This window comes from Halomonas sp. EF61, from assembly GCF_040147045.1.
GTDB classification, from domain to species: Bacteria; Pseudomonadota; Gammaproteobacteria; order Pseudomonadales; family Halomonadaceae; genus Halomonas; species Halomonas litopenaei.
Genome location: NZ_JAMSHM010000001.1, coordinates 914,521 through 936,097 on the forward strand (window position 1 = coordinate 914,521; position 21,577 = coordinate 936,097).

Below are 21,577 nucleotides of genomic sequence, written 5' to 3' on the forward strand. Positions count from 1 at the left end.
GGCGAGTACCTGAGTAATTCACTTGGTCTTGTGAAGTCTGGCCCGCTTTGGACAACATCACCATGATGCACATCAAAGGCACTGCCGATGCCGCAAACCTGACTCACGCTGGCAAGCCCTGCATCCCCCAACCCAGCCCCAACCCCGCGACAGCCTCGCACGCCCTTGGCGATGACCAGGCCAGAATCAGGCCTTTAGCCCCAGCCGCCGCGCCAGGCGATGCAGATTGCCGGGGTCCAGCCCCAGCCGGCGAGCCGCCCCAGCCCAGTTGCCTTCAGTGTCCAGGGCCTGCCGGATGCGCTCGCGCTGAAAGGCCTCGGTGGCCTCCCGCAGCGAGGGCTCTCGATCCAGCGCCTCGCCCGCTGGACGATCGGCCGGCGACACGGCGCTTCGAGACGTGTCGCCTTGCGCTGCGGGCGCGTCGGTGGCCCGGGCTGTCGCCGGCGCCAGCCCCAGGTGTTCGACCTCGATGCGTACGCTACGGCGGCGAGCATCGGGCGTCCCGAGCACGTCCACCGAGGCCAATGCCAGCAGCGAGGCACGTGCCAGTAGTGACTCCAGCTCACGTACGTTGCCGGGCCAGTGCCAGGCCGCCAGCGACTCCCGCGCGGCCTCGCTCAGGCACAGGTTGCCGACGCCGAGACGCACCCGGTTCTGCTCCAGGAAGTGTCCGACCAGCAGCGCCAGGTCCTCGGGACGCTGGCGCAGCGGGGGCACCTCCAGCGGGAAGGCGCTGAGCCGATGATAGAGATCCTCGCGAAAGCGCCCCTGGGCGACCTCCAGGGCAAGATCCCGGTTGGTCACCGCGACCACCCGAACGTCGACATGCTGGAGCCGATCGCTGCCCAGCGGCTGGACCTCGCCTTCCTGCAGCACCCGCAACAGCTTCGGCTGCAGCTCCAGCGGCAGCTCGCCCACCTCGTCCAGCACCAGGGTGCCGCCGTCGGCCATCTGGAAGTGCCCGCGATGGTCGCTGATTGCCCCGGAGAACGCCCCGCGCCGATGGCCGAACAGGGCGCTCTCGATCAACGAGGCCGGCAGCGCGGCGCAGTTCACCACCACCAGGGGCCCATCGGCACGTCGCGAGCCGTGATGGAGGGCATGGGCGATGCGCTCCTTGCCGACGCCGGTCTCGCCCAGCACCAGCACGCTCATGTCGGTGGCGGCGACCAGCTCCACCGATGCCATCAGCTTGCGCATGGCGCCACTGCGCCAGCCGGTCAGCCGACGCGGCAACTGGCCGTGGTCATCGCGCTGCAGGGCGAGCTGCAGGCGGGCGCCGTCCAGACGCCGGGACAGCCGCAGGCAGGTGCCCAGCAACTCGGCCGCCGCCAGCAGGCCCTGGTCATCCAGCTCGGCCAGCGCCCCCGGGATCAGGGCGTCCAGGGTGACCATGCCGATCAGCTCATCGCCGTCGCGCAACGCCACCCCCAGGCAGTCATGGACAGGGCTGAGACCGTCATCCAGCAGTCCGTCGTAGGGATCAGGAAGGGGCGAGTCCGCGGCAAAGCGGCAGACCCCCGGCGCCTCGGCGATGGCGGCGAGGCGAGGATGCTCGCTCAAGGCGAAGGTCCTGCCGGCCACGCCCTCGGGCAGGCCGATGGTGGCCACCGGCCTGAGACCGGAGCCCTGCGCCACCAGCAGCGCGCTGGCATCCGCCGCGGTGGGGGCCACCAGTGATTCGAGCACGCCCTGCCAGGCCTCGGCGAGCTCGGGGCCCTGCTCATCGCCCAGGCGCTGCAGCAGGGCACGCAGGCGTCGTAGAAAGCTGACCACCTCGAATGTCCTTTTGACTATCAACAGTGTCAAAACGATAGCACTTGCAGTGTCAGATCGACATGCAATCTCGATTTCATTCGCAAGAGTTACCACTGCCCAGGGCGAATACCGGGACAGAATCGGGTCGGGAACGTGGCCGGGAACCGGGCCAGAAAAAAGGAGCCGGGTAGCGTGACCAGCGCTCTCGACAAGCGCCCTGTGGATCCACACTGCCCGCTCATTACCCGCTCTGGATCACCCACACTGTGGCAAGTTGGCGCACCTCAAGCGAAGCGGCATATCGCTTGCTCCATACAGGGTACAGAAAGGCGACGAGCGATACGCCCCGACCCCGTGGAAGCACCGAAGGTGTCGAGGCATATCAACCGATGCTCTGTTCACAAGCTGTAGAGAAAAAGTAGGCCCAAACGAGCCAGGCCTCCGACGCGGTGAAGGATTTTTGCCACAGTGGGAGCGCGCTGCGCCATATCCCTGACAGGAGACGCCATGACCACCGCTGCCCAAGACGCCATCATCGATGCCACCGCCCCTCTGGTCGCCGAACACCTCGACGCCATCACCGCCCGTTTCTATCCGCTGATGTTCGAGCGCTACCCGGAGGTCAAGGCGGTGTTCAACCAGGCCCATCAGGCCGACGGTGGCCAGCCGAAGGCGCTGGCGCGAGGGGTGCTGGCCTATGTCGGCCTGCGCCGCCAGCCCCAGGAGGTCATCGACTCGATGCAGACGGTGATCAGCAAGCACGTCTCGCTGGGCATCCAGCCCGAGCAGTACCCCATCGTCGGCGAATGCCTGATGGCCGCCATCGGCGAGGTGCTGGGCGAGGTGGTGACGCCGGAGATCGCCGACGCCTGGGCGGCCCTGTACAACGACCTGGCCGCGCTGTTGATCGCCGCCGAAGCCGAGCGCTACCAGGCCTTCGCCGATCGCCCCGGCGGCTGGCGTGGACTGCGCGAGTTTCGTGTCGCCCAGATCCAGCGCGAGTGCGAGGTGATTCGCTCCTTCACCCTGGAGCCGGTCGACGGCCAGCCGGTGGCCGACGCCGAGCCCGGCCAGTACATCGGCCTGCGTCTGGCGGTGGACGAGGCAATCGTGCATCGCCACTACAGCCTGTCCGGCAGCCCCAACGGCCGTAGCTATCGCATCTCGGTGAAACAGGAGCCGGGCGGCCTGGTCAGCAACTTCCTGCACCAGCAGATGCGCGTCGGCGACACCCTGGAACTGCTGCCCCCCGCCGGTGAGCTGACCCTGGACGATGGCGACGCGCCAGTAATGCTGATCAGCGGCGGCGTCGGCCAGACCCCGATGCTGCCGCTGGCACGCCAGGCCCTGGCCCAGGGACGCCGGGTCTGCTACATCCACGCTGCCCGGAACATCGACCACCACGCCTTCCGTGGTGAGGTCGACGCCCTTGCCCGAGACTATCCGCAGCTGCTGACCCGGGTCTGCGCCTACGAGGAAGGCGACGGCGGCGACATCAAGGGCCGCCTCGAGCGCGAGCTGCTGGCCCGCCTGCTGCCCGGCGGCGACGCCCAGTGCTACTTCGTCGGCCCGCCGCCCTTCATGAGCGCCATCGACAGCCATCTGGCAGAGCTGGGTATCCCCGAGCAGCGCCGTCACTACGAGCACTTCGGCCCCTCGCGTCCGCTCAGCAACACCAGTAGCGCCGCCTGACAAGCACGTCTGGCCGTCGCGTTCCACTCAGCCCACCACGACAAGGCCGCGCCCGAGGGCGCGGCCTTGTCGTGTCTTGCGGCGGTCGCTCACCGGCCAGGACATCAGGCGTGCTGTCGCGCCTCGGGCTTTCTCACCACCATGAAGTAGTAGAACACCCCGGTCAGCGCCAGGAAGAACAGGCTGTCGGGACTGGTGAGGAAGATCAGCGGGTTGCCGTCGGACAGCGACAGCGAGCGTCGGCAGTATTCCTCCAGGCTCGGGCCGAGCACGAAGCCGAGCAGCAGGCAGGCCACCGGATAGCCCTGACGCCGCAGCAGGAAGGCGAGCACCCCGAACACCAGCGCCAGTCCCATCTGGAAGATCGAGTAGGTGGCCACGTAGCAGCCGACCAGCGCGATCACCGCGATGCTGGCGTAGAGCACATCGCGGCGGATCGAGACGATCCGCACGAACCAGGGCCCCAGCACGTAGAGCGTCAGCGGCACCATCACCAGGGCCGCCACCAGCAGCGCCATGAACATCGGTGCCACCAGCGCAAGCTGGCTGTCGAGGAACTGCGGCCCGGGCTGCAGGCCGTTGATCACCAGCACGCCCAGCACGATGGCGGTGGTGGGATCGCCGGGAATACCGAAGGACAGCATCGGCACGAAGGCGCCGCTGCACATGGCGTTGTTGGCGCCCTCCGCCGCCGCGATGCCCTCCACCGACCCCTTGCCGTACTTCTCCGGGTGGCGTGAGCTGCGCATGGACTCGGCGTAGGCGACAAAGGCCGCCATGGAGCCTCCGGCGCCCGGCAGCACGCCGACGCTGTAGCCGATGATGGCGGTCTTGACGTAGCGATAGACGCCGATTTCACGCACCTCGTGCCAGGGTGGAATAAAGTCCCGGCGGCGAATGACGCTGGCCTTGATGGCGTCGACCTCGACGGTGCGCGAGGCGCGGTTCTGCGACTGCACCAGCAGCTCACTGACGGCGAAGGCGCCGATGACCAGCGGCATGATGTCGATGCCCTGCATCAGCACGCCGGTGCCGAAGGTGAAGCGGGTGACCGGCTGCATCACGTCGATACCGACGGTGGCCACCATCACCCCCAGGGTGGTGGCGACCAGGCCCTTGGAGATGGCCCCACGCTGGGAGATGACGATCACGATCAGGGCGAAGGCGATCAGCGAGAACTTGCCCGGCGTGCGAATCAGCAGCGCCGCCTCGGTGGCCAGCGGCGCCATCACCATCAGCATGATGGCACCCAGGGCACCGCCGATCATCGACGCCAGGGCGGCGTGGCCCAGCGCCTTGGCGCCCTCGCCCCGCTGCTGCATGGGGTAGCCCTCGATGGCGGTCATCATCGAGGCCGGGGCACCGGGAATATTGATGGTGGTGGCGGTGATGCTGCCACTGCACATGCCGGCCATGAAGATGGCGGCGCAGGCGACCAGCGCCGCGGTGATGTCGAGGCTGTAGGTCAACGGCAACAGCAGGGCGATGGCCAGCATCGAGGTGAGCCCCGGCACGGCGCCAAAGAAGGTGCCGATCAGGTAGCCGCCGATCAGGTAGGGCAGGATGTCGGGCTGCATCAGCACGGCAAGGCCCTTGGAGAGTTCGATCAGATAGTCCATGGGTCAGATCCAGGGCGTCGGCAGGCGAACCTGGAACACCAGCTCGAAGAGCCCGTATCCCAGCAGGGTGATCACGCCGGCCACCAGCGCCTTGAACGCCAGCGCCTGCGGCGAGGGCCGCCCGGTGGCGAAGGCCAGCGTCATGCTGAAGGCGTAGAGGAAGGTGGCGATGAAGTAGCCAAGGTGGGCAAACAGGGCGATATAGACGGCGGTGAGCAGGGTGACCGCCACCGGCCCCCGCCACGCCGCCACCTTTGCATCGCCACGGTTGTCGCCGCCCTCGTCGCTTTCCCCGGCGCCGGCCTCACCACCAGCCTCACCACCAGCCTCGCCACTGGCCGCCTCGCGTCGATCGGCGAGGATCACGCCACCCAGCGCCAGCAGCATGACCACGGCGAGCGCCACCGGGAAGAAGGAGGCGGTCAGGGCCCCGTTCTTGATGGGCGGCGCGATCTTGAACGCCTCGAGCAGATAGATCAGGGTCAGGGCCAACAGGCAGATGACGACACCTGTCGGCCCCGTCAGCCAGGTCCCCAGGCGGGAGAGCGATTTCATCGGGAGTCCTCCGGAAAAGAGCCGCCACCGCGGTGGCGGCGCGGGCTTACTGGCCGATCAGGCCGGCTTCCTTCAGCTCATCCATGCGCGCGAACAGCTCACCCTGGGTCTGTTCGGCCCAATCCTCGACCTCATCGGTGCCCAGCCAGTTGGGGGTGACACCGACGTCGACCAGCCAGGTCTGGAATTCCTCGCTGTCGTAGGCCTGCTGATAGGCCGCCTCGAGGGCCGTCACGGCGTCGTCCGGCGTATTGGCAGGCGCTGCCAGGATCACGAAACTGCCCATCTGGATGTCGTAGCCCAGCTCGGTTGCCGGGGGCACGTCGGGGAAGCTCTCGCTCTGGACGTCGGTGAACTCCACCAGGCCACGGGCGTCACCCGCCGAGATCAGCGATTCGAAATCACCGAGGCTGGTCAGCGCCAGGTCCACCTCGCCGTTGAGCAGGGCCTCCTTCTGGGGCGCCGCACCACCGGGATAGGAGACGATCTTGAACTCCACCTCGGCCTGATCCTGCAGTTGCAGCAGCGTCAGGTGGGTCCGCGAGCCCATGTTCTGGATACCGGCGCGGATCTCCCCGGGCGCGGCCTTGGCGGCTTCGATCAATGCCTCGAGGCTATCGAAGCGCGAATCCTGCGGCACCACGACGGCGTCCGGCTCACTGGTGATCCGCGCGATCAGATCCAGCTTGTCGATATCGTAGCCGGCCAGCATTCCCTGCCACGGGATGGTGACGACGCTGTCGTAGGTCAGCGCGATCAGGGTGTAGCCATCGGGGCGCGCGCCCAGCGCCTGCACCAGGCCGTTGGCGCTCATGCCGCCTTCGATGTTCTCGACGTAGACGGTGCCCCCCAGCGGCTCCTCGGCCAGATTGGAGATCTTGCGCACGATACCGTCGGTACCGCCGCCGGCGCCCCAGGGCACGATCATGCGAACGTCGCGCTCCGGATAGTCCGCCGCGACCGAGGCACTGGCGACCAGCGCCAGGCCACCCAGGGTCATGCTCATCGACTTGCGCATCTCATCCACTCCTTGCCGTTGTTGTTGGCGTTAGCTGTTGGCTTTCACTGTCGTGGTGCGTCGCTGTCTACCCCCGACGCTCGGGTCCGTACCGTGGTGGCGGCCTGGCATCCGCCGGCTTCCATGAGGAAGCGCCTGCACCGCCCGCCAGATCCTGTCGGGATGTCGATCGGTGTGGACGTTTGCGCTCGGCGGCGTGCGCCGGTGGGCTGGCCGGGCCAGCGCGCCGGCTGGCCCTTCTCGTCCAAGACGGCGGTTGGCAGGTGCTCGGCAACCTTCACGACGCCAGGATGGCAGTCGAGCGTTCGTGCAGCTCATCGAAGGAACCTGAGCCGCCAACAGCCTATGTACTACATCATACAAAGTAGCCGTGTGATCAACATAGACAGTGAGAGGCGACTCTGAAATGCGACTTTAGTGATGGGCCACTTCCGATTTCGTCCATCAGGGAATCAACTGCGACCGCGCCTGGTCCCCATCATGGTGACCGTGGGGCCGAGCCAGCAATCGCGTCAGCAAAACCCAACCTGAACGAAAGCAGAGCATGATTTTATTAACCTGACTTCCGGTCCATGCTGAGTCCATGCCCGCCCTGCGGCCCCTGACTGGAGACTCGCCATGCTGACCTTCGACACCCTCGATACCCGTCCCGACGCCCACACCGAGCGCGCTGCGGGGGCCGGGCTCAACCACCACTACTGGATGCCGTTCACCGCCCACCAGGACTTCCACCAGCACCCGCGGATGATCCAGGGCGCCGAGGGCCGCTACTTCATCGACGACCGCGGCCGCCGGGTGTTCGATTCACTGTCGGGTCTGTGGACCAGCGGCGCCGGCCACAACCGTGAAGAGATCCGCGAGGCGGTGGCCCACCAGCTCGGCAGTCTCGACTTTGCGCCGAGCTTTCAGGTGTCCCATCCGCTGGCCTTCAAGCTGGCCGAGAAGGTCGCGAGCCTGACCCCGGCGGGGCTCGACCATGTGTTCTTCACCGATTCCGGCTCCGAGTCCGCCGATACCGCGCTGAAGATGGCCAAGGCCTACTGGCGGCTCAAGGGTCGCCCGGAAAAGACCCGCATGATCGGCCGCGCCAAGGGCTACCACGGGGTCAACATCGGCGGCACCAGCCTTGGCGGCATCGGCGGCAACCGCAAGCACTTCGGCCAGTTGCTGGACTCGAGCCACCTGCCCCACACCCTGCAGCCGAACCAGGCCTTCACCCGGGGCCAGGCCGAGACCGGGGCCGAGCTTGCCGATGCGCTGCTCGAGCAGATCGCGCTGCACGACGCCTCCAACATCGCGGCGGTGATCGTCGAGCCGATGTCCGGCTCCGCCGGGGTCATCGTGCCGCCCAAGGGCTACCTCGAGCGGCTGCGCGAGATCTGCTCGGCCCACGACATCCTGTTGATCTTCGACGAGGTGATCACCGCCTTCGGTCGCAGCGGCGCGCGCACCGGCGCCGAGGCCTTCGGCGTCACCCCGGATCTGATGACGGTGGCCAAGCAGATCACCAACGGCTGCGTACCGATGGGTGCGGTGATCGCCTCTGGCGAGATCCATGACACCTTCATGCACGCCGGCGGCCCGGGACACGCCATCGAATTCCCCCACGGTTACACCTACAGCGGCCATCCGGTGGCCTGCGCCGCCGCCCTGGCCGCGCTGGACCTGCTCGAGCGCGAGGACTTCCCGGCCCAGGTCAGGGCCATCGCCCCGGCCTTCGAGGATCGCCTGCACGCCTTGAAGGGCCGCTCCCATGTGGTCGACATCCGCAACTTCGGCCTGGCCGGGGCGATCCAGCTGGCCCCGCGCGACGGCGATCCGGCCATCCGCCCGCGCGACGCTCACCTGGCGCTGTGGGAGGCCGGCTTCTATGTGCGCTTCGGCGGCGACACCCTGCAGTTCGGCCCTCCCTTCGCCACCACCGAGGCCGAGCTCGAGCGCCTGTTCGACGCCGTCGCCGAGACCCTCGACCGGCTCGACTGAGCCGCTTGCCTGAGCCCGCTTGCCGGCACCGAGCGCCCGGCTTATCCACCTGAAACCGACAGCCTGTGGACAACCTTTACACCCACTGTTCACAGCATTATCCACAGCGCGGACGGGCCATGCCCGTCCGCCCTTTCGACACTTGAGGACCCTCGATGGACAACGTCAATCACTGGATCAACGGCCAGGATCTCGAGGCCGGCCGCCACCTGCCGGTCACCAACCCGGCCACCGGCGAGACCATTCGCCAGGTCGCCGACGGCGACGCCGACACCGTCAAGGCCGCCATCGACGCCGCCCAGGCGGCCTTCCCGGCCTGGCGCGACACCCCGCCGGCCAAGCGCGCCCAGGTGATGTACCGCTTCAAGGCGCTGCTGGAGCGTGACGCCGATCGCCTGGTGCAGCTGATCAGCGAGGAGCACGGCAAGACCCTCGAGGACGCCATGGGCGAGCTCAAGCGCGGCATCGAGAACGTCGAGTACGCCTGCGGCGTGCCGGAGCTGCTCAAGGGCGAGTACTCCCACAACGTGGGGCCGTCCATCGACGCCTTCTCCAACTTCCAGCCGCTGGGCGTGGTGGCCGGCATCACCCCGTTCAACTTCCCGGCGATGGTGCCGCTGTGGATGTACCCGATGGCCATCGCCTGCGGCAACGCCTTCGTGCTCAAGCCCTCCGAGAAGGACCCGTCCGCCGCCCTGGCGGTCGCCCGCCTGCTCGAGGAAGCCGGCCTGCCCCAGGGCATCATGAACGTGGTCCAGGGCGGCCGCGAGACCGTCGAGGCGCTGCTCGACGCCCCCGAGGTCAAGGCCGTGTCCTTCGTCGGCTCGACCCCCATCGCCGAAACCATCTACCGGCGTGGCGCCGAGAGCGGCAAGCGGGTGCAGGCCCTCGGTGGCGCCAAGAACCACGCCGTGGTGCTGGCCGACGCCGATATCGACAACGCCGCCAACACCCTGATGGGGGCCGCCTACGGCAGCGCCGGCGAGCGCTGCATGGCGATCTCGGTGGCGGTGTGCGTCGGCGATGACACCGCCGACCGCCTGATCGAGGCCATGGGCCCCAAGATCGCCGCGCTGAAAGTCGGCCCCGGCACCGACAAGGGCCTGGACATGGGCGCCCTGGTCACCGCCCAGCATCGCGACAAGGTGCTCGGCTATATCGAGAAGGGCGTGCAGGAAGGTGCCACCCTGGTGGCCGACGGCCGCGAGCTGGTGGTCCCGGGCCATGAGAACGGCTTCTTCGTCGGCGGCTGCCTGTTCGACCGGGTCACCCCGGAGATGACCATCTACCGCGAGGAGATCTTCGGCCCGGTGCTGTGCGTGGTGCGTGTCGACAGCCTCGATGAGGCCATCGCCCTGACCAACGCCCACGAGTACGGCAACGGCACCTGTCTGTTCACCCGTGACGGCGAGGCGGCGCGTCGCTTCACCGACGCCATCGAGGTCGGCATGGTGGGTATCAACGTACCGCTGCCGGTGCCGGTGGCCAGCCACAGCTTCGGCGGCTGGAAGCGTTCGCTGTTCGGCGACCTGCACGCCTACGGCCCCGACGCGGTGCGCTTCTACACCCGCCGCAAGGCGGTGTCACAGCGCTGGCCCTCGCCCTTCGAGACCACCCAGGCGGAGTTCCACTTCCCCTCCGGCGGTCAGTAGGCACCGGCAAGAAGACCACGGGCCCTGCGGGGCCCGTTTTCGTTTACGACAGCGAGCGAGCCTCTGATCAACCACTGGCACGCGACTTATACACCGCTGCCCACAGCCCCTGCACCGCCTGCCCACCGCTTTTCACAAGGTGCCACACAGGGTTATCCACAGAACGACTCACACGTTCATCCCCACCTTTATCTGCACGCCTGCCCCGCAAGTCGGACCCCCGCCACCGCCAGGTTATCCACACCCGGCCCCGGTGCGGCGCGTCATCCCTTCGCTCCATCCCCTACTTCATTGGCGGACACTGATACGCATCAAGCCGGCGGTGTCCGGGCGGGGCTAGCATGGCGCCTCTCTTCGCTCGGAGATCGACATGGAACTGGTCTGTCCCGCGGGTAGCCTGCCCGCTTTGAAGCGCGCCGTGGACGAGGGCGCCAACGCGGTCTACTTCGGCTTTCAGAATGCCACCAACGCCCGCCAGTTCGCCGGGCTGAACTTCACCGACAAGCGCGCCCGCGAGGGTATCGACTACGCCCACGCCCGGGGCTGTCGGGTGTTCTGCGCGATCAATACCTACCCGCAGCAGTCGAGCCTGGCCCAGTGGCGCGCGGCGGTGGACCAGGCGGCTTCGCTTCAGGTCGACGCCCTGATCCTGGCCGACCCGGGCCTTTTGGCCTACGCCGCCGAACGCCACCCGGACATCCCCCGCCACCTGTCGGTGCAGGGCTCCGCCACCAGCCACGAGGCGCTGGCCTTCTACCACCGCGAGTTCGGCATCCGCCGTGCGGTGCTGCCCAGGGTGCTGTCGATCCACCAGGTGCGCGACCTGGCCCGCCACAGCCCGGTGGAGCTCGAGGTGTTCGCCTTCGGCAGCCTGTGCATCATGGCCGAGGGCCGCTGCTATCTGTCGTCCTACCTGACCGGCGAATCACCCAACACCCACGGCGTGTGCTCGCCGGCGGCCCACGTGCGCTGGGAGGAGACCGCCAGCGGACGCGAATCGCGCCTGAACGGCGTGTTGATCGATCGCTACCGCGCCGACGAACAGGCCGGCTACCCGACCCTGTGCAAGGGACGCTTCGACGTCGAGGGCGACGTCGGCCACGCCATCGAGGCGCCGACCAGCCTCAGCACCCTGGACCTGCTGCCCCAGCTGGCGGCGCTGGGCATCAAGGCGATCAAGATCGAGGGTCGTCAGCGCAGTCCGGCCTATGTGGCCAGCGTCACCCGCGTGTGGCGCCAGGCACTGGACCATCTGGACCGGGCCGGCGACGACTATCGCCCCCAGGCCGACTGGAGCGCCGCCCTGGCGCCGCTGGCCGAAGGCTCCACCCATACTCTCGGCGCCTACGAGCGCGACTGGAAATGACAGGAGGCGAGATGACCGCTGCTTCACTGGAATTGAGCCTTGGCCCGGTGTCCTTCTACTGGACTCGCGAGCGCTACTTCGCCTTTTATGAACAGGCCTGCCACTGGCCGCTGACCAGCGTCACCCTGGGCGAAACCGTGTGCTCCCGGCGGCGCGACATGAAGCTCGCCGACTGGCTGGAGATCGGCCACCAGCTCGCCGCCGCCGGCAAGCAGGTGATCCTCGGCTCGCAGACCCTGATCGAGTCCAACGCCGACCTGCGTGACCTGACCAGGCTGTGCGACAACGGCGACTTCCTGGTCGAGGCCAACGACATGAGCGCGGTGCACCGGCTGTCCGAGGCGGGCCTGCCCTTCGTCGGCGGCCCGGCGCTCAACCTCTACAATGTGCCGACCCTGGAGATCCTCAAACGCGCTGGCATGTTCCGCTTCGTCGCCCCGGTGGAGTTGCCTGGCGCCGACCTGGCCCGGCTGCTGTCTGACGCCCGCGAGGCGGGACTGGCGCTGGACTGCGAGGTGCTGGCCTACGGCCACCTGCCGCTGGCCTGGTCGTCACGCTGCTTTACCGCGCGCCACCACCAGCACCCAAAGGATCGCTGCCAGTTCGTCTGCCAGGACTATCCGGAAGGGCTGTCGCTGACCACCCAGGACGACAGCCGTCGACTGTTCACCCTGAACGGTATCCAGACCCTGTCCGGGGCCTGTCAGGACCTGCGCCACGAGCTTGCCGAGATGGCCGAGATGGGCGTCAGCGCGGCCCGGCTGAGTCCGCGTTCAGAGGGGATGGATGAGGTGGTGGCGGACTTCGACCTGGCCCGCCAGGGACGCTACCCGGCGCCCTCGCCGCTGGCGCTGGTGGACGCCGAGCTGTGCAATGGCTATTGGCACGGCCAGGCGGGGATGGATCTGGCGCCGGTGCTGGAAGACTGAAAGCCCCTTCCCTCCCACGCCACCTCACTCAGGAGGCCGGTTCGCCGGCCTCCTGCGCTATGAGGCTCAACCCGCCAGCCAGGAGCCTAGGCCTCGCGAGGCAGCCAGCGCTGCAGCTGCCCCAGCGCCTCGAGCAGGTAGGGATGCAGCAGTTCCATTTCCTGACCATCCAGCAGGTTCTTCACCGTCAGCCCCAGTTCGGTATCGCCCTCCAGGCACAGTCGGCGCTGGAAGAACAGGCTGTCCGGGTCTTCCTCGCGGCTGGCCAGGCAGGCGAACTCGCGCCAGCCCCCCGCCACCTTCACCTCCCAGGGCGCGTCGGTGACCTGCAGGCGACCGTGCGTGAGGGTCAGGGTGACCGCCAGCGCCAGATCATCGATGGACAGACACACCCGGCGCCCTTCGAGCACGTCGAACTCACCGTCGGCCAGTGGCTCGGCCAGGGTGCGGTTGAGCCAGGGCTCGAGACTCGTGCGCAACAGCGGCAGGGGCAGCGGGCCGAGACGGCGCATCAGCGACAGATGCAGACGATGGGGCACCCGGGTCAAGGCGCCAGGCGTCAACGACGACGACAGCGAAGGAAGGGTGGGCAAGGCAGGAAGGGCAAGAGAAGGCAACGACAGCGAGCCGAGCGGCGACAGCGACATGACGGGTTCCTGGTCAAGCGGCACGACGCCGCCGGGTCATGCTAGCGATACCGTCGCCCTCGGTTCATGACGCCCATCAAGCCCTCTGGTGTAGCGCTCGTTGAACGCTCTGACACAGCCGAATGCCGGGGTCGAAATGGGAACTCTGCTACACTGCGGACATCATGGGGTTCGGCCCCTTGGCTTCACCCAGGTTCCGCAGAGCATCGAGTTCACAAGCGGAAAAGGAGCAACGATGTCCATCGAAACCAGCTTCGAAGGCTACCTCAAGGCCAAAGAGGGTGGCCACCTGCGTAGCATGAAGATATCGCATCGCGGCGCCGTCTCCGTGGACAGCGCCGAGCTGGTGCGGTCGCGCAAGGTCAAGAGCAACGTCAGAGCCCTTCGCCGCAGCCTCGATCGCAGGGACAGCAAGCCAGAATGAGCGGCATCAAGCTGCTGCCACCTTTCGTCCTGCTGGTGGCCGGCTTTCTGCTATGCCATTCGATCCCTTCCTGGCGACGCTACGTCATTCGTGCCAACGGACAACAGCTGACCTTGCGCAGCGCCATCGCCGGCTTTGGGGCAGCCCTCCCGGTCTTCGCTGTGCTTCACCTCCTGCACGCTTTCTCTGCCCCCTCCGCTTCTCCTTACGCCAACCCAGACACCCAAGGCGAGCCCTTCCTACAGACACAACGATGGGCCCCGAAGGGCCCATCGTTGTGACGCTGGCTTATTCGCGCGCCAGCCGTGCTTTCTAGCCACGCATTCTAGTCGTGCTTTCCAACCAAACGTCGACTAGCCACACTTAGACCAGCCGCAGCCGGCGTAGCAGGTGGGGCAGCCGTCCATCATGATCAGCTCGCCGCGACACTCGGGGCAGTTGCCTACCACGGCGGGGCCGGCGCCTTCGGCGGCGGACTCGGCAGGCTTGCCGTCCAGCGGCTCGACCGCGCCGCTCGGGGTCTCGTCCTCGACCTCGGCGGGGTACCAGCCGTGGCCGGAGGCCTGGCGCCGGGCGTAGCGGCTGACCAGGTCCTCCACCGGCACCTGGTTGCCGTCGATGTCGAGAAAGCCGCGACGGTAGAGGATCTGCTGGATCGACCAGGCGATGGCGGCGACCTCGGAGTCGTGGAACATCGGCTTGTTCCAGCGGTTCATGCCGCAGCGCACCAGGCCCTTGTCCCAGGCCACCTTGCGCAGATCCGCCACCGCCTGGGTGACGTAGCCGCCGCGGGCGGCCAGCGACAGGCTGCGCATGGTGGCGGTGATCCACTGGTGCTCACTGGACAGCTGGCCGGAGGGGAAGAAGAACTCCACCGGGCGCTCGATGATCACCCGCTGGCCGTTGAGCACGCCTTCCACCGGCATGAAGGACACCAGCAGGTAGACCTTCTTGCGGCCTTCGGCGCCGACGTAGGATATCTTCTCGGACACCGCCTCCAGCGTTCCCTCGGGGCGCGAGGGGATGCGCATGGTCAGCGGGTTTTCCTCGGGCAGCGGGGCCGGCGCCGGGGCGGCCTCTTCGCTCTTGACGCGGTAGCCCACGATCTTGGAATTGATTTCGACAGCCATCAGCGGGCTCCTCCAGAAAGATGATGCGGGCGTGACACGCTCACGACCCAGGCATGATATTGCGGCTCGCCGCTGGTCCGATTACCACTTGCCATAGGTCCCCTCCTTCAAGCCGTCGTAGAGGTTGGCGGCGTTGTGTTCCTCTCCGTCGTAGATCACCGTCTCGTCGCCCTTGAGTTCGAGAGTCTCGCCGTTCTCCAGCTCGAACACGTAGGTGGTGTTCTTGAGGTCATCCTCGCGCACCAGCACGCCCTGGAAGGCCTCCGGGTTGAAGCGGAAGGTGGTGCAGCCCTTGAGACGGCTCTGGTAGGCGTCCAGGTACAGGTCCTTGAACGCCTCGAAGGCAAAGTCGGTGGGCACGTTGACGGTCTTGGAGATCGCCGAGTCGACCCAGGCCTGGGCCGCGGCCTGCACCGCCACATGCTGCTTGGGGGTCACCGCGTCGGCGGTGATGAAGTAGTCGGGCAGGTCGCTTTCCACCGCGTCGGCGTGCATGAAGTGGCGGTAAGCGGCAAGCTCGAAGGACACCACCTCGACCTGCTCCTTGGTCTTCTTGCCGGCCTGGATCACGTTGCGGAAGTAGCGATGGGAGAACGACGGCTCGATACCGTTGGAGGCGTTGTTGCCCAGCGACAGGCTGATCGTCCCGGTGGGGGCGATCGACGAGTGGTGGGTGAAGCGCGCGCCGTGCTCTGCCAGCTCCGCCACCAGCTGCGGCTCGACCTCGGCGATCTTCTGCATATAGCGGCTGTAGCGCGCGTGCAGGATGCGCCCGGGTACCTTGTCGCCGACCTCGTAGCCGTCGCGGCCGAGCTCGGGACGCTCACGCAGCATCTTCGGCGTCAGCTCGAACTCCTGCTCGAGGATCGGGGCCATGCCCTTCTCGCGGGACAGCTCCAGCGCCTGCTTCCAGCCCTCCACGGCCAGCACTCGGCTGACCTCCTCGGTGAAGCCCAGCGACTCGGCCGAGCCGTAGGGCATCTTGAGCATGGTCATGGTCGAGCCGAGGCCGAGGAAACCCATGCCGTGGCGGCGCTTGGCCTCGATCTCGCGGCGCTGGCCGGACAGCGGCAGGCCGCTAATCTCGACCACGTTGTCGAGCATGCGGGTGAAGATCGCCACCACTTCGCGGTACTTGTCCCAGTCGAAGCGCGGCTTGTCGCCGAACGGATCGATGACGAAGCGGGTCAGGTTGACCGATCCCAGCAGGCAGGCGCCCTCCGGCGGCAGCGGCTGCTCGCCGCAGGGGTTGGTGGCGCGGATCTCTTCGCAGAACCAGTTGTTGTTCATGCGATTGACCTGGTCGATCAGGATGAACCCGGGCTCGGCGTAGTCGTAGGTGGAACGCATGATGGTGTCCCACAGCTCGCGGGCCTTGATCACCTCGACCACGCGGCAGGCCACGCGACCTTCGGCGTCCTGGGTGTAGCCGTCCTCAATCACCGGCCAGTCGCGGTAGATCAGCTCGCTGTCATCGACGTCGCCCTTCTCGCCCTCGTGCAGCGGGAAGGCTAGCGGCCAGTCGGCGTCCTGCTTCACCGCTTCCATGAACTCGTCGGTGATCAGCAGGCTCAGATTGAACTGACGCAGGCGACCGGCCTCGCGCTTGGCCTCGATAAAGTCGCGCACGTCGGGATGACCGACGTCGAAGGTGCCCATCTGGGCGCCACGACGGCCGCCGGCGGAGGCCACCGTAAAGCACATCTTGTCGTAGATATCCATGAACGCCAGGGGGCCGTTGGTGCCGGCACCGGCGCCGAACACGAAGGCGCCCTTGTGGCGCAGGGTGGAGAACTCGTAGCCGATGCCGCAGCCGGCCTTGAGCGTCATGCCCGCATCCACCACGCTGTCGAGGATGTCGTGCATGGAGTCGCGAATGGTCCGCGATACCGTGCAGTTGATCAGGCTGACCGCAGGCTTGTAGCCCTCGGCTCCGGCGTTGGAGGTGATCCGGCCTGCCGGCACGGCGCCGTTTTCCAGCGCCCAGCGAAACTTCGGCAGCCACTTGTCGGCGGCGTCGCCCTCGACGGCGGCCAGCGCCTTGGCCACGCGGTCCCAGGTGGCCTGAAGGTCTGCATCGACGGGCTGGCCGTGGCGGTCCTTCAAGCGATACTTGGCGTCCCAGATGTCATACGAGGGGCCCTGCATGGGAACCTCCTGCGACAGGGCGGCGGCCTTGGCGGATGTGGTCATGAAAGCTTGTCTCCGATGAAGTTACCGGCAAATAAACGGGGTCGTAAAGGGGCGGATGCGCGCTCCGGATAAGCTCGGGCACCCTACCAGATATAGTAAAATTTTCGACCGGCGGCACAATATAAACGAAAAATCGGGCCATGGAAGACCCGATCGTTAATTCGGCTTTGGCGCATGAAAGGTAGCGCGGGCTACCCCGGGCGTCTCGCCCCGGGGTAGCCGCGATAGAGCCGGCTAGACGGTGCGCGAGAAGCGCCCACTGCCGGGGACCAGGTAGGCATCGAAGGCCATGGCCACGTTGCGCATCATCAGGCGTCCTGCCGGCAGTACCCTGAGCGCTTGCTGCTTGATCTCGATCAAGCCGTCGGCCTGCATCTCGTCGAGCTGGTCGAGGGCGCTGGCGAAATGCGTGCGAAAGTCGATAGCGTGACGGGCCTCGAACTCGGCGAAGCGCACCTCGCCGTGACACATCAGCGAAGTGATCAGTTCGGCACGCAGCTGGTCTTCCTCGCTCAACCGATAGCCCCGCAACACCGGCAGCAGCCCGGCCTCGAGGTGCTCGGCGTACTCGGCGGTGGTCTTGACGTTCTGACTGTAGGCGTCGCCGACCTTGCCGATGGAGGTGACCCCGAGCCCGATCATGTCGCACTGAGCGTGGGTCGAGTAGCCCTGGAAATTGCGCTGCAGGGTACCGTCGTGACGGGCTCGGCTGAGTTCGTCCTCGGGCAGCGCAAAGTGATCCATGCCGATATAGACGTAGCCCGCCTGGGTCAGCCGCTCGATGGTCAGCTCGAGCAGCTCGAGCTTGCGCCCGGGCGGCGGCATGTCCTCGTCGCGGATCAGCCGCTGGGCCTTGAACAGCGACGGCAGGTGGGCGTAGCTGTAGGCGGCGATGCGGTCGGGTCTCAGCGCCACCACCTTGGCCAGGGTGGCGTCGAAGCTGTCGCGGGTCTGCAGCGGCAGCCCATAGATCAGGTCCACCGACACCGAGGCGAAGCCGGCGTCCCGGGCGGCGTCCACCAGGGCCGCCACCTGGGCCTCGCTCTGCACGCGGTTGACCGCCTTCTGCACCAGCGGATCGAAGTCCTGGACGCCGAAGCTCAGACGATTGAAGCCCATCTCGCGCAGTTCATGGATCTGGACGGGGGTCACCGTACGCGGATCCACCTCCAGCGAGAATTCCCGGCGCTGCTCCGGGGCGAAGCGGAAGTGGCGCGCCAGGGCGTCGATCAGCCCCTTGAGCTGGTCATTGGACAGAAAGGTCGGGGTACCACCCCCCAGGTGCAGCTGGTTGAGCTCCCGGGACTCGTCGAACAGCGCCGCCTGCAGGGCGATCTCGCGCTTGAGCAGCGCCAGGTACTCAGCGGCACGCTCGCGATTGTGGGTAATGATCTTGGAGCAGGCACAGTAGTAGCAGAGGCTTTCGCAGAAGGGCACATGGACGTAGACCGACAGCGGCTTCGGCTCCCCCTGCTGGCTGCGCTCCACCGCCTGGCGATAGTCGGCGACGCCGAAACCGTCGTGGAAGTGCGGCGCGGTGGGATAGGAGGTGTAGCGCGGCCCTGGACGGTCGTACTTCTCGACCAGCGCACGCTGAAACGGCAAAACATCGGATGACATCGACAAGGCCCCTCGTGACACGACCGCCCGACGGCGGCATCTGTCGGCATTGTCGCACGTCGAATCGGCACGTCCCGGCAAGACGAAGCCAGACATGACCTGCATCAAATCACGGCAGCGGCATCACGGCGCTTGCCCCTGTGGCGTGTTCTCGCCAGAGGTAGTGCAAACGCGAGCCAACCACAATGATGCTCCTGCCATTCCAGTGATCCCGATCAAGCATAGTACGGAAGACGTACCTCTCCCCGCCTAAAGTTGACCAACGTCATAGGGTATTGTCGCTGAGCGCTCCAATACTCGAGAGTCCCAAGGGACATCCCGCACAAACCGTGATGCCTGACCCAAGCAGCACGCCGCTTGCGTCAGGCATTACGCCCCAAGACCGAGGAGCGCTCATCATGAAATGGATCCCCCTGGCCGCGCTTGGCGCCGCCTGTCTGTTCAGTCTCAACGCCCAGGCCGCCGGCGACGCCGCCGCCGGTGAAACCAAGATCGGCGCCTGCGCCGCCTGCCATGGCACCGACGGCAAGGCCACCGGACCGATCTATCCCAACCTGGCGGGTCAGAACGCTCCGTACCTGGAAAGCGCGCTCAAGGCCTACCGCGAGGGTCAGCGCGGTGGTGGCATGTCCGCCATCATGGCGCCCCAGGCGGCGGCCCTGTCGGATCAGGATATCGCCGACATCGCCGCCTACTTCTCGTCGCTGACGCCCTGATCCCACCCTGGTGCGCGAAGCGTCCTCGGGGCGCTTTGCGCCTCGAGGTCATGCCATGACCCAAGCCCCCCGCCAATTTCCCCGCCACTGGTCTTCTCCCCTGCGCCTGCTTGTCGTGCTGTTGGCGATGTGGTTGAGCCTGCCCGCCCTGGCGCTGGAATTCGATCAGTATCCCGGTGACCTTGGCAGCGCCAAGGGTGACCTCGCGCTGTTTCAGCAGGCCTTTCCCGGTACCGACAGGGTCGAGCCGGTGGCCGACCTGCCGTGGCCGGTCAATGCGCTCTACCGTGGCGACGAACTGGTCGGCTACGCCTTCGAGAGCGCCGAGGTCGCGCCGATCCCCGCCTACTCGGGCAAGCCGGTCAACCTGCTGATCGCCATCGATCCTTCCGCCAGCCTGCGCCTGGCCAAGGTGCTCAATCATTCCGAGCCGATCATGCTGGTTGGTATCCCGTCAGAGCGCCTGGACGACTTCGCCGGCCAGCACCTCGGCACCCCGGTGACGTCGCGCCTGGAGGTGGGAGAGGACGTCGATGCCATCTCCGGCGCCACCGTGACCGTCATCGTGGTCAACGACACCATCATGCGGGCAGGACGCCTGGTCGCCGCCGCCCTTGGGCTGATCGAAGACCCCGCGGCAGCGCCAATCGCCCGTGTGCGCGACGAGGTCTACGCGCCCGCCGACTGGCAGGAACTGCTCGACCAGGGGGCACTGGGTCACCTGACCCTGCGCCAGGGAGAGGTCGATGACGCCTTCGCCGGCACCCCGGCGGAGCACTACCTGAGCGGCCAGCGTCCGCCCCGCGACGCCACCTTCATCGATCTTTACCTGGGCTACCTCAATGCGCCGAGCGTTGGCCGCAATCTGCTCGGCGAGCGCGGCTACGACCAGTTGATGGCGAGCCTCGCCCCCGGCGAACACGCCGTTGCCCTGCTCGCCGATGGCAGCTTTTCCTACAAGGGGTCGGGCTACGTGCGCGGCGGCATCTTCGATCGTATCGAGCTGGTCCAGGGCAACGCCTCGATCAGCTTCCACGACAGCGACCAGCGCCGCCTGCCGCGCCTGGCCATCGACGGAGCCCCCGCACTAAGCGAACGCGACATCTTCGTGATCCACGAGGACGCCCACTTCGACCCGGGCACGCCCTGGCGGCTGAACCTGCTGGTGCGCCGGGCCTCGGGGCCGCTGACCCAGGAGTTCACCCGCTTTCATCTCGACCAGGCGCTGCCCGAGGCCTTTATCGAGCGCCCCGAGCCGGTGGAGCCCGCCCCGCTGTGGGTCGAGATGTGGCAGCAGAGTCGGCTAGAGCTGATCGGGCTTGGTGCTGGACTGGTGACGCTGTCACTGATCCTGGCGTTCCAGGACGCCCTGGCGCGTCGCCCGCGCCTGCTGCGCCCGCTGCGCAAGGCCTTCCTGCTCTACACCCTGGTCTATATCGGCTGGGTGTCGCTGGCCCAGCTCTCGGTGGTCAATGTGCTGGCGCTGATCCATGCCGTCATCCCTGCCGTCGCCAATTCCGCCAGCCATGGCTTCAGCTGGTCGGCCTTCCTGATCGACCCGCTGATGTTCGTGCTGTGGGTCTTCGTGGCGGTCACCCTGGTGCTGTGGGGCCGCAGCATCTTCTGCGGCTGGCTGTGCCCCTTCGGTGCGCTGCAGGACCTGGTCAACCAGCTCGCCCGTCACCTGAAGGTGCCGCAACTGACGCTGCCCTTCGCCGTGCACCGGCGGCTGTGGGTGGTGAAGTATCTGATCCTGTTTGGCCTGGTCGGGGTGTCCTTCTACGACCTGGGACAGGCGGAGCGGCTGGCCGAGGTCGAGCCGTTCAAGACCGCCATCACCCTGCACTTCCTGCGCGACTGGGGCTATGTGCTCTACGCCGTGGCACTGATCGCAAGTTCGGCCTTCATGCACAAGGCCTACTGCCGCTACGTCTGCCCGCTGGGCGCGAGCCTGGCCATCGCCGGTCGCCTGCGCCTTTTCGACTGGCTCAGGCGGCACCGTGGCCAGTGCGGCACCCCCTGCCAGATCTGCGCCAACGACTGCGAGCTGGTAGCCATCCATCCCGACGGTCGCATCGAGGCCTCGGAGTGCCACTACTGCCTGGACTGCCAGATCACTTACGACGACGACCGTCGCTGTCCGCCCCGGGTCAAGCGCAGAAAGCGCCTGGAACGGGATGCGGCGAGGACGCACGGCGACGTGGGTGACGCAGAACCCCGCGGATCAAGCCAGGACGGCGACCCGCGGCGTATACCCTGCCTTGAGGAGAACTGA

16 protein-coding genes are annotated in these 21,577 nt (G+C 67.0%); 8 read left to right on the forward strand and 8 right to left on the reverse strand.

Translation table 11 applies throughout. The features are described 5' to 3' along the window. Positions 1-186: 186 nt before the first annotated feature. Positions 187-1,776, reverse strand: coding sequence for a nitric oxide reductase transcriptional regulator NorR (gene norR, locus NFI08_RS04055; protein ID WP_349587398.1), 1,590 nt, complete (start codon positions 1,774-1,776; stop codon positions 187-189). Positions 1,777-2,265: 489 nt separating this feature from the next. Between norR and hmpA the strand changes: the two genes are divergently transcribed. Beyond that, complete coding sequence (hmpA, locus tag NFI08_RS04060; protein WP_349587401.1) at positions 2,266-3,450, forward strand: NO-inducible flavohemoprotein; 1,185 nt, start codon at positions 2,266-2,268, stop codon at positions 3,448-3,450. 104 nt (positions 3,451-3,554) lie between these two features. Here the strand turns inward: hmpA and NFI08_RS04065 are convergent, their stop codons facing one another. From NFI08_RS04065 to NFI08_RS04075, 3 genes are read right to left on the reverse strand one after another with little or no spacing between them, the layout of a single operon-like run. After that, positions 3,555-5,069, reverse strand: coding sequence for a tripartite tricarboxylate transporter permease (locus tag NFI08_RS04065; RefSeq protein ID WP_045993526.1), 1,515 nt, complete (start codon positions 5,067-5,069; stop codon positions 3,555-3,557). Positions 5,070-5,072: 3 nt separating this feature from the next. After that, positions 5,073-5,624 carry a tripartite tricarboxylate transporter TctB family protein gene (locus NFI08_RS04070; RefSeq protein WP_349587405.1) on the reverse strand — a complete coding sequence of 184 codons (552 nt, stop codon included), beginning with the start codon at positions 5,622-5,624 and terminating at the stop codon, positions 5,073-5,075. Between the two features lie 46 nt (positions 5,625-5,670). Next, positions 5,671-6,642 carry a Bug family tripartite tricarboxylate transporter substrate binding protein gene (locus tag NFI08_RS04075; protein ID WP_253554399.1) on the reverse strand — a complete coding sequence of 324 codons (972 nt, stop codon included), beginning with the start codon at positions 6,640-6,642 and terminating at the stop codon, positions 5,671-5,673. Positions 6,643-7,344: 702 nt separating this feature from the next. Here NFI08_RS04075 and aptA point away from each other — a divergent pair. The 4 genes from aptA to NFI08_RS04095 all read left to right on the forward strand — a co-directional run bounded on the left by aptA (position 7,345) and on the right by NFI08_RS04095 (position 12,572). Then, a complete protein-coding gene (aptA, locus tag NFI08_RS04080; RefSeq protein WP_349588755.1) occupies positions 7,345-8,625 on the forward strand; it encodes an omega-aminotransferase AptA in 1,281 nt (426 codons plus the stop codon). A gap of 155 nt (positions 8,626-8,780) precedes the next feature. Then, positions 8,781-10,277: a CoA-acylating methylmalonate-semialdehyde dehydrogenase gene (locus tag NFI08_RS04085; protein ID WP_349587410.1), complete on the forward strand. Its 1,497-nt coding sequence runs from the start codon at positions 8,781-8,783 to the stop codon at positions 10,275-10,277. A 370-nt stretch (positions 10,278-10,647) separates the two neighbouring features. After that, positions 10,648-11,643: a ubiquinone anaerobic biosynthesis protein UbiU gene (gene ubiU, locus NFI08_RS04090; RefSeq protein ID WP_349587413.1), complete on the forward strand. Its 996-nt coding sequence runs from the start codon at positions 10,648-10,650 to the stop codon at positions 11,641-11,643. A gap of 11 nt (positions 11,644-11,654) precedes the next feature. Next, on the forward strand, positions 11,655-12,572 hold the full coding sequence (locus NFI08_RS04095) for a U32 family peptidase (protein ID WP_349587416.1): 918 nt from the start codon (positions 11,655-11,657) through the stop codon (positions 12,570-12,572). 86 nt (positions 12,573-12,658) lie between these two features. On the opposite strand, the gene ubiT is transcribed toward NFI08_RS04095, so the two are convergent. Beyond that, entirely contained in the window at positions 12,659-13,219 is a 561-nt protein-coding gene (gene ubiT / locus NFI08_RS04100) for a ubiquinone anaerobic biosynthesis accessory factor UbiT (RefSeq protein WP_349587419.1), read from the reverse strand. Positions 13,220-13,454: 235 nt separating this feature from the next. On the opposite strand from ubiT, the gene NFI08_RS04105 reads away from it, so the two are divergent. Beyond that, on the forward strand, positions 13,455-13,643 hold the full coding sequence (locus NFI08_RS04105; protein ID WP_045993533.1) for a hypothetical protein: 189 nt from the start codon (positions 13,455-13,457) through the stop codon (positions 13,641-13,643). A 353-nt stretch (positions 13,644-13,996) separates the two neighbouring features. Here the strand turns inward: NFI08_RS04105 and NFI08_RS04110 are convergent, their stop codons facing one another. The 3 genes from NFI08_RS04110 to hemN form a co-directional block, all read right to left on the reverse strand. Continuing rightward, positions 13,997-14,773, reverse strand: a complete 777-nt coding sequence (locus NFI08_RS04110; RefSeq protein ID WP_108448631.1) for a ribonucleoside-diphosphate reductase — start codon at positions 14,771-14,773, stop codon at positions 13,997-13,999. 81 nt (positions 14,774-14,854) lie between these two features. Then, complete coding sequence (locus NFI08_RS04115; RefSeq protein WP_349587422.1) at positions 14,855-16,966, reverse strand: adenosylcobalamin-dependent ribonucleoside-diphosphate reductase; 2,112 nt, start codon at positions 16,964-16,966, stop codon at positions 14,855-14,857. Positions 16,967-17,200: 234 nt separating this feature from the next. Next, the gene (gene hemN / locus NFI08_RS04120; RefSeq protein WP_286984789.1) at positions 17,201-18,586 is read right to left on the reverse strand and encodes an oxygen-independent coproporphyrinogen III oxidase; all 1,386 of its coding nucleotides are present in this window, start codon (positions 18,584-18,586) and stop codon (positions 17,201-17,203) included. A gap of 398 nt (positions 18,587-18,984) precedes the next feature. Between hemN and NFI08_RS04125 the strand changes: the two genes are divergently transcribed. Both NFI08_RS04125 and NFI08_RS04130 read left to right on the forward strand, forming a co-directional pair. After that, on the forward strand, positions 18,985-19,302 hold the full coding sequence (locus NFI08_RS04125) for a c-type cytochrome (RefSeq protein WP_045993538.1): 318 nt from the start codon (positions 18,985-18,987) through the stop codon (positions 19,300-19,302). A 55-nt stretch (positions 19,303-19,357) separates the two neighbouring features. After that, entirely contained in the window at positions 19,358-21,577 is a 2,220-nt protein-coding gene (locus NFI08_RS04130) for a NosR/NirI family protein (protein ID WP_286984790.1), read from the forward strand.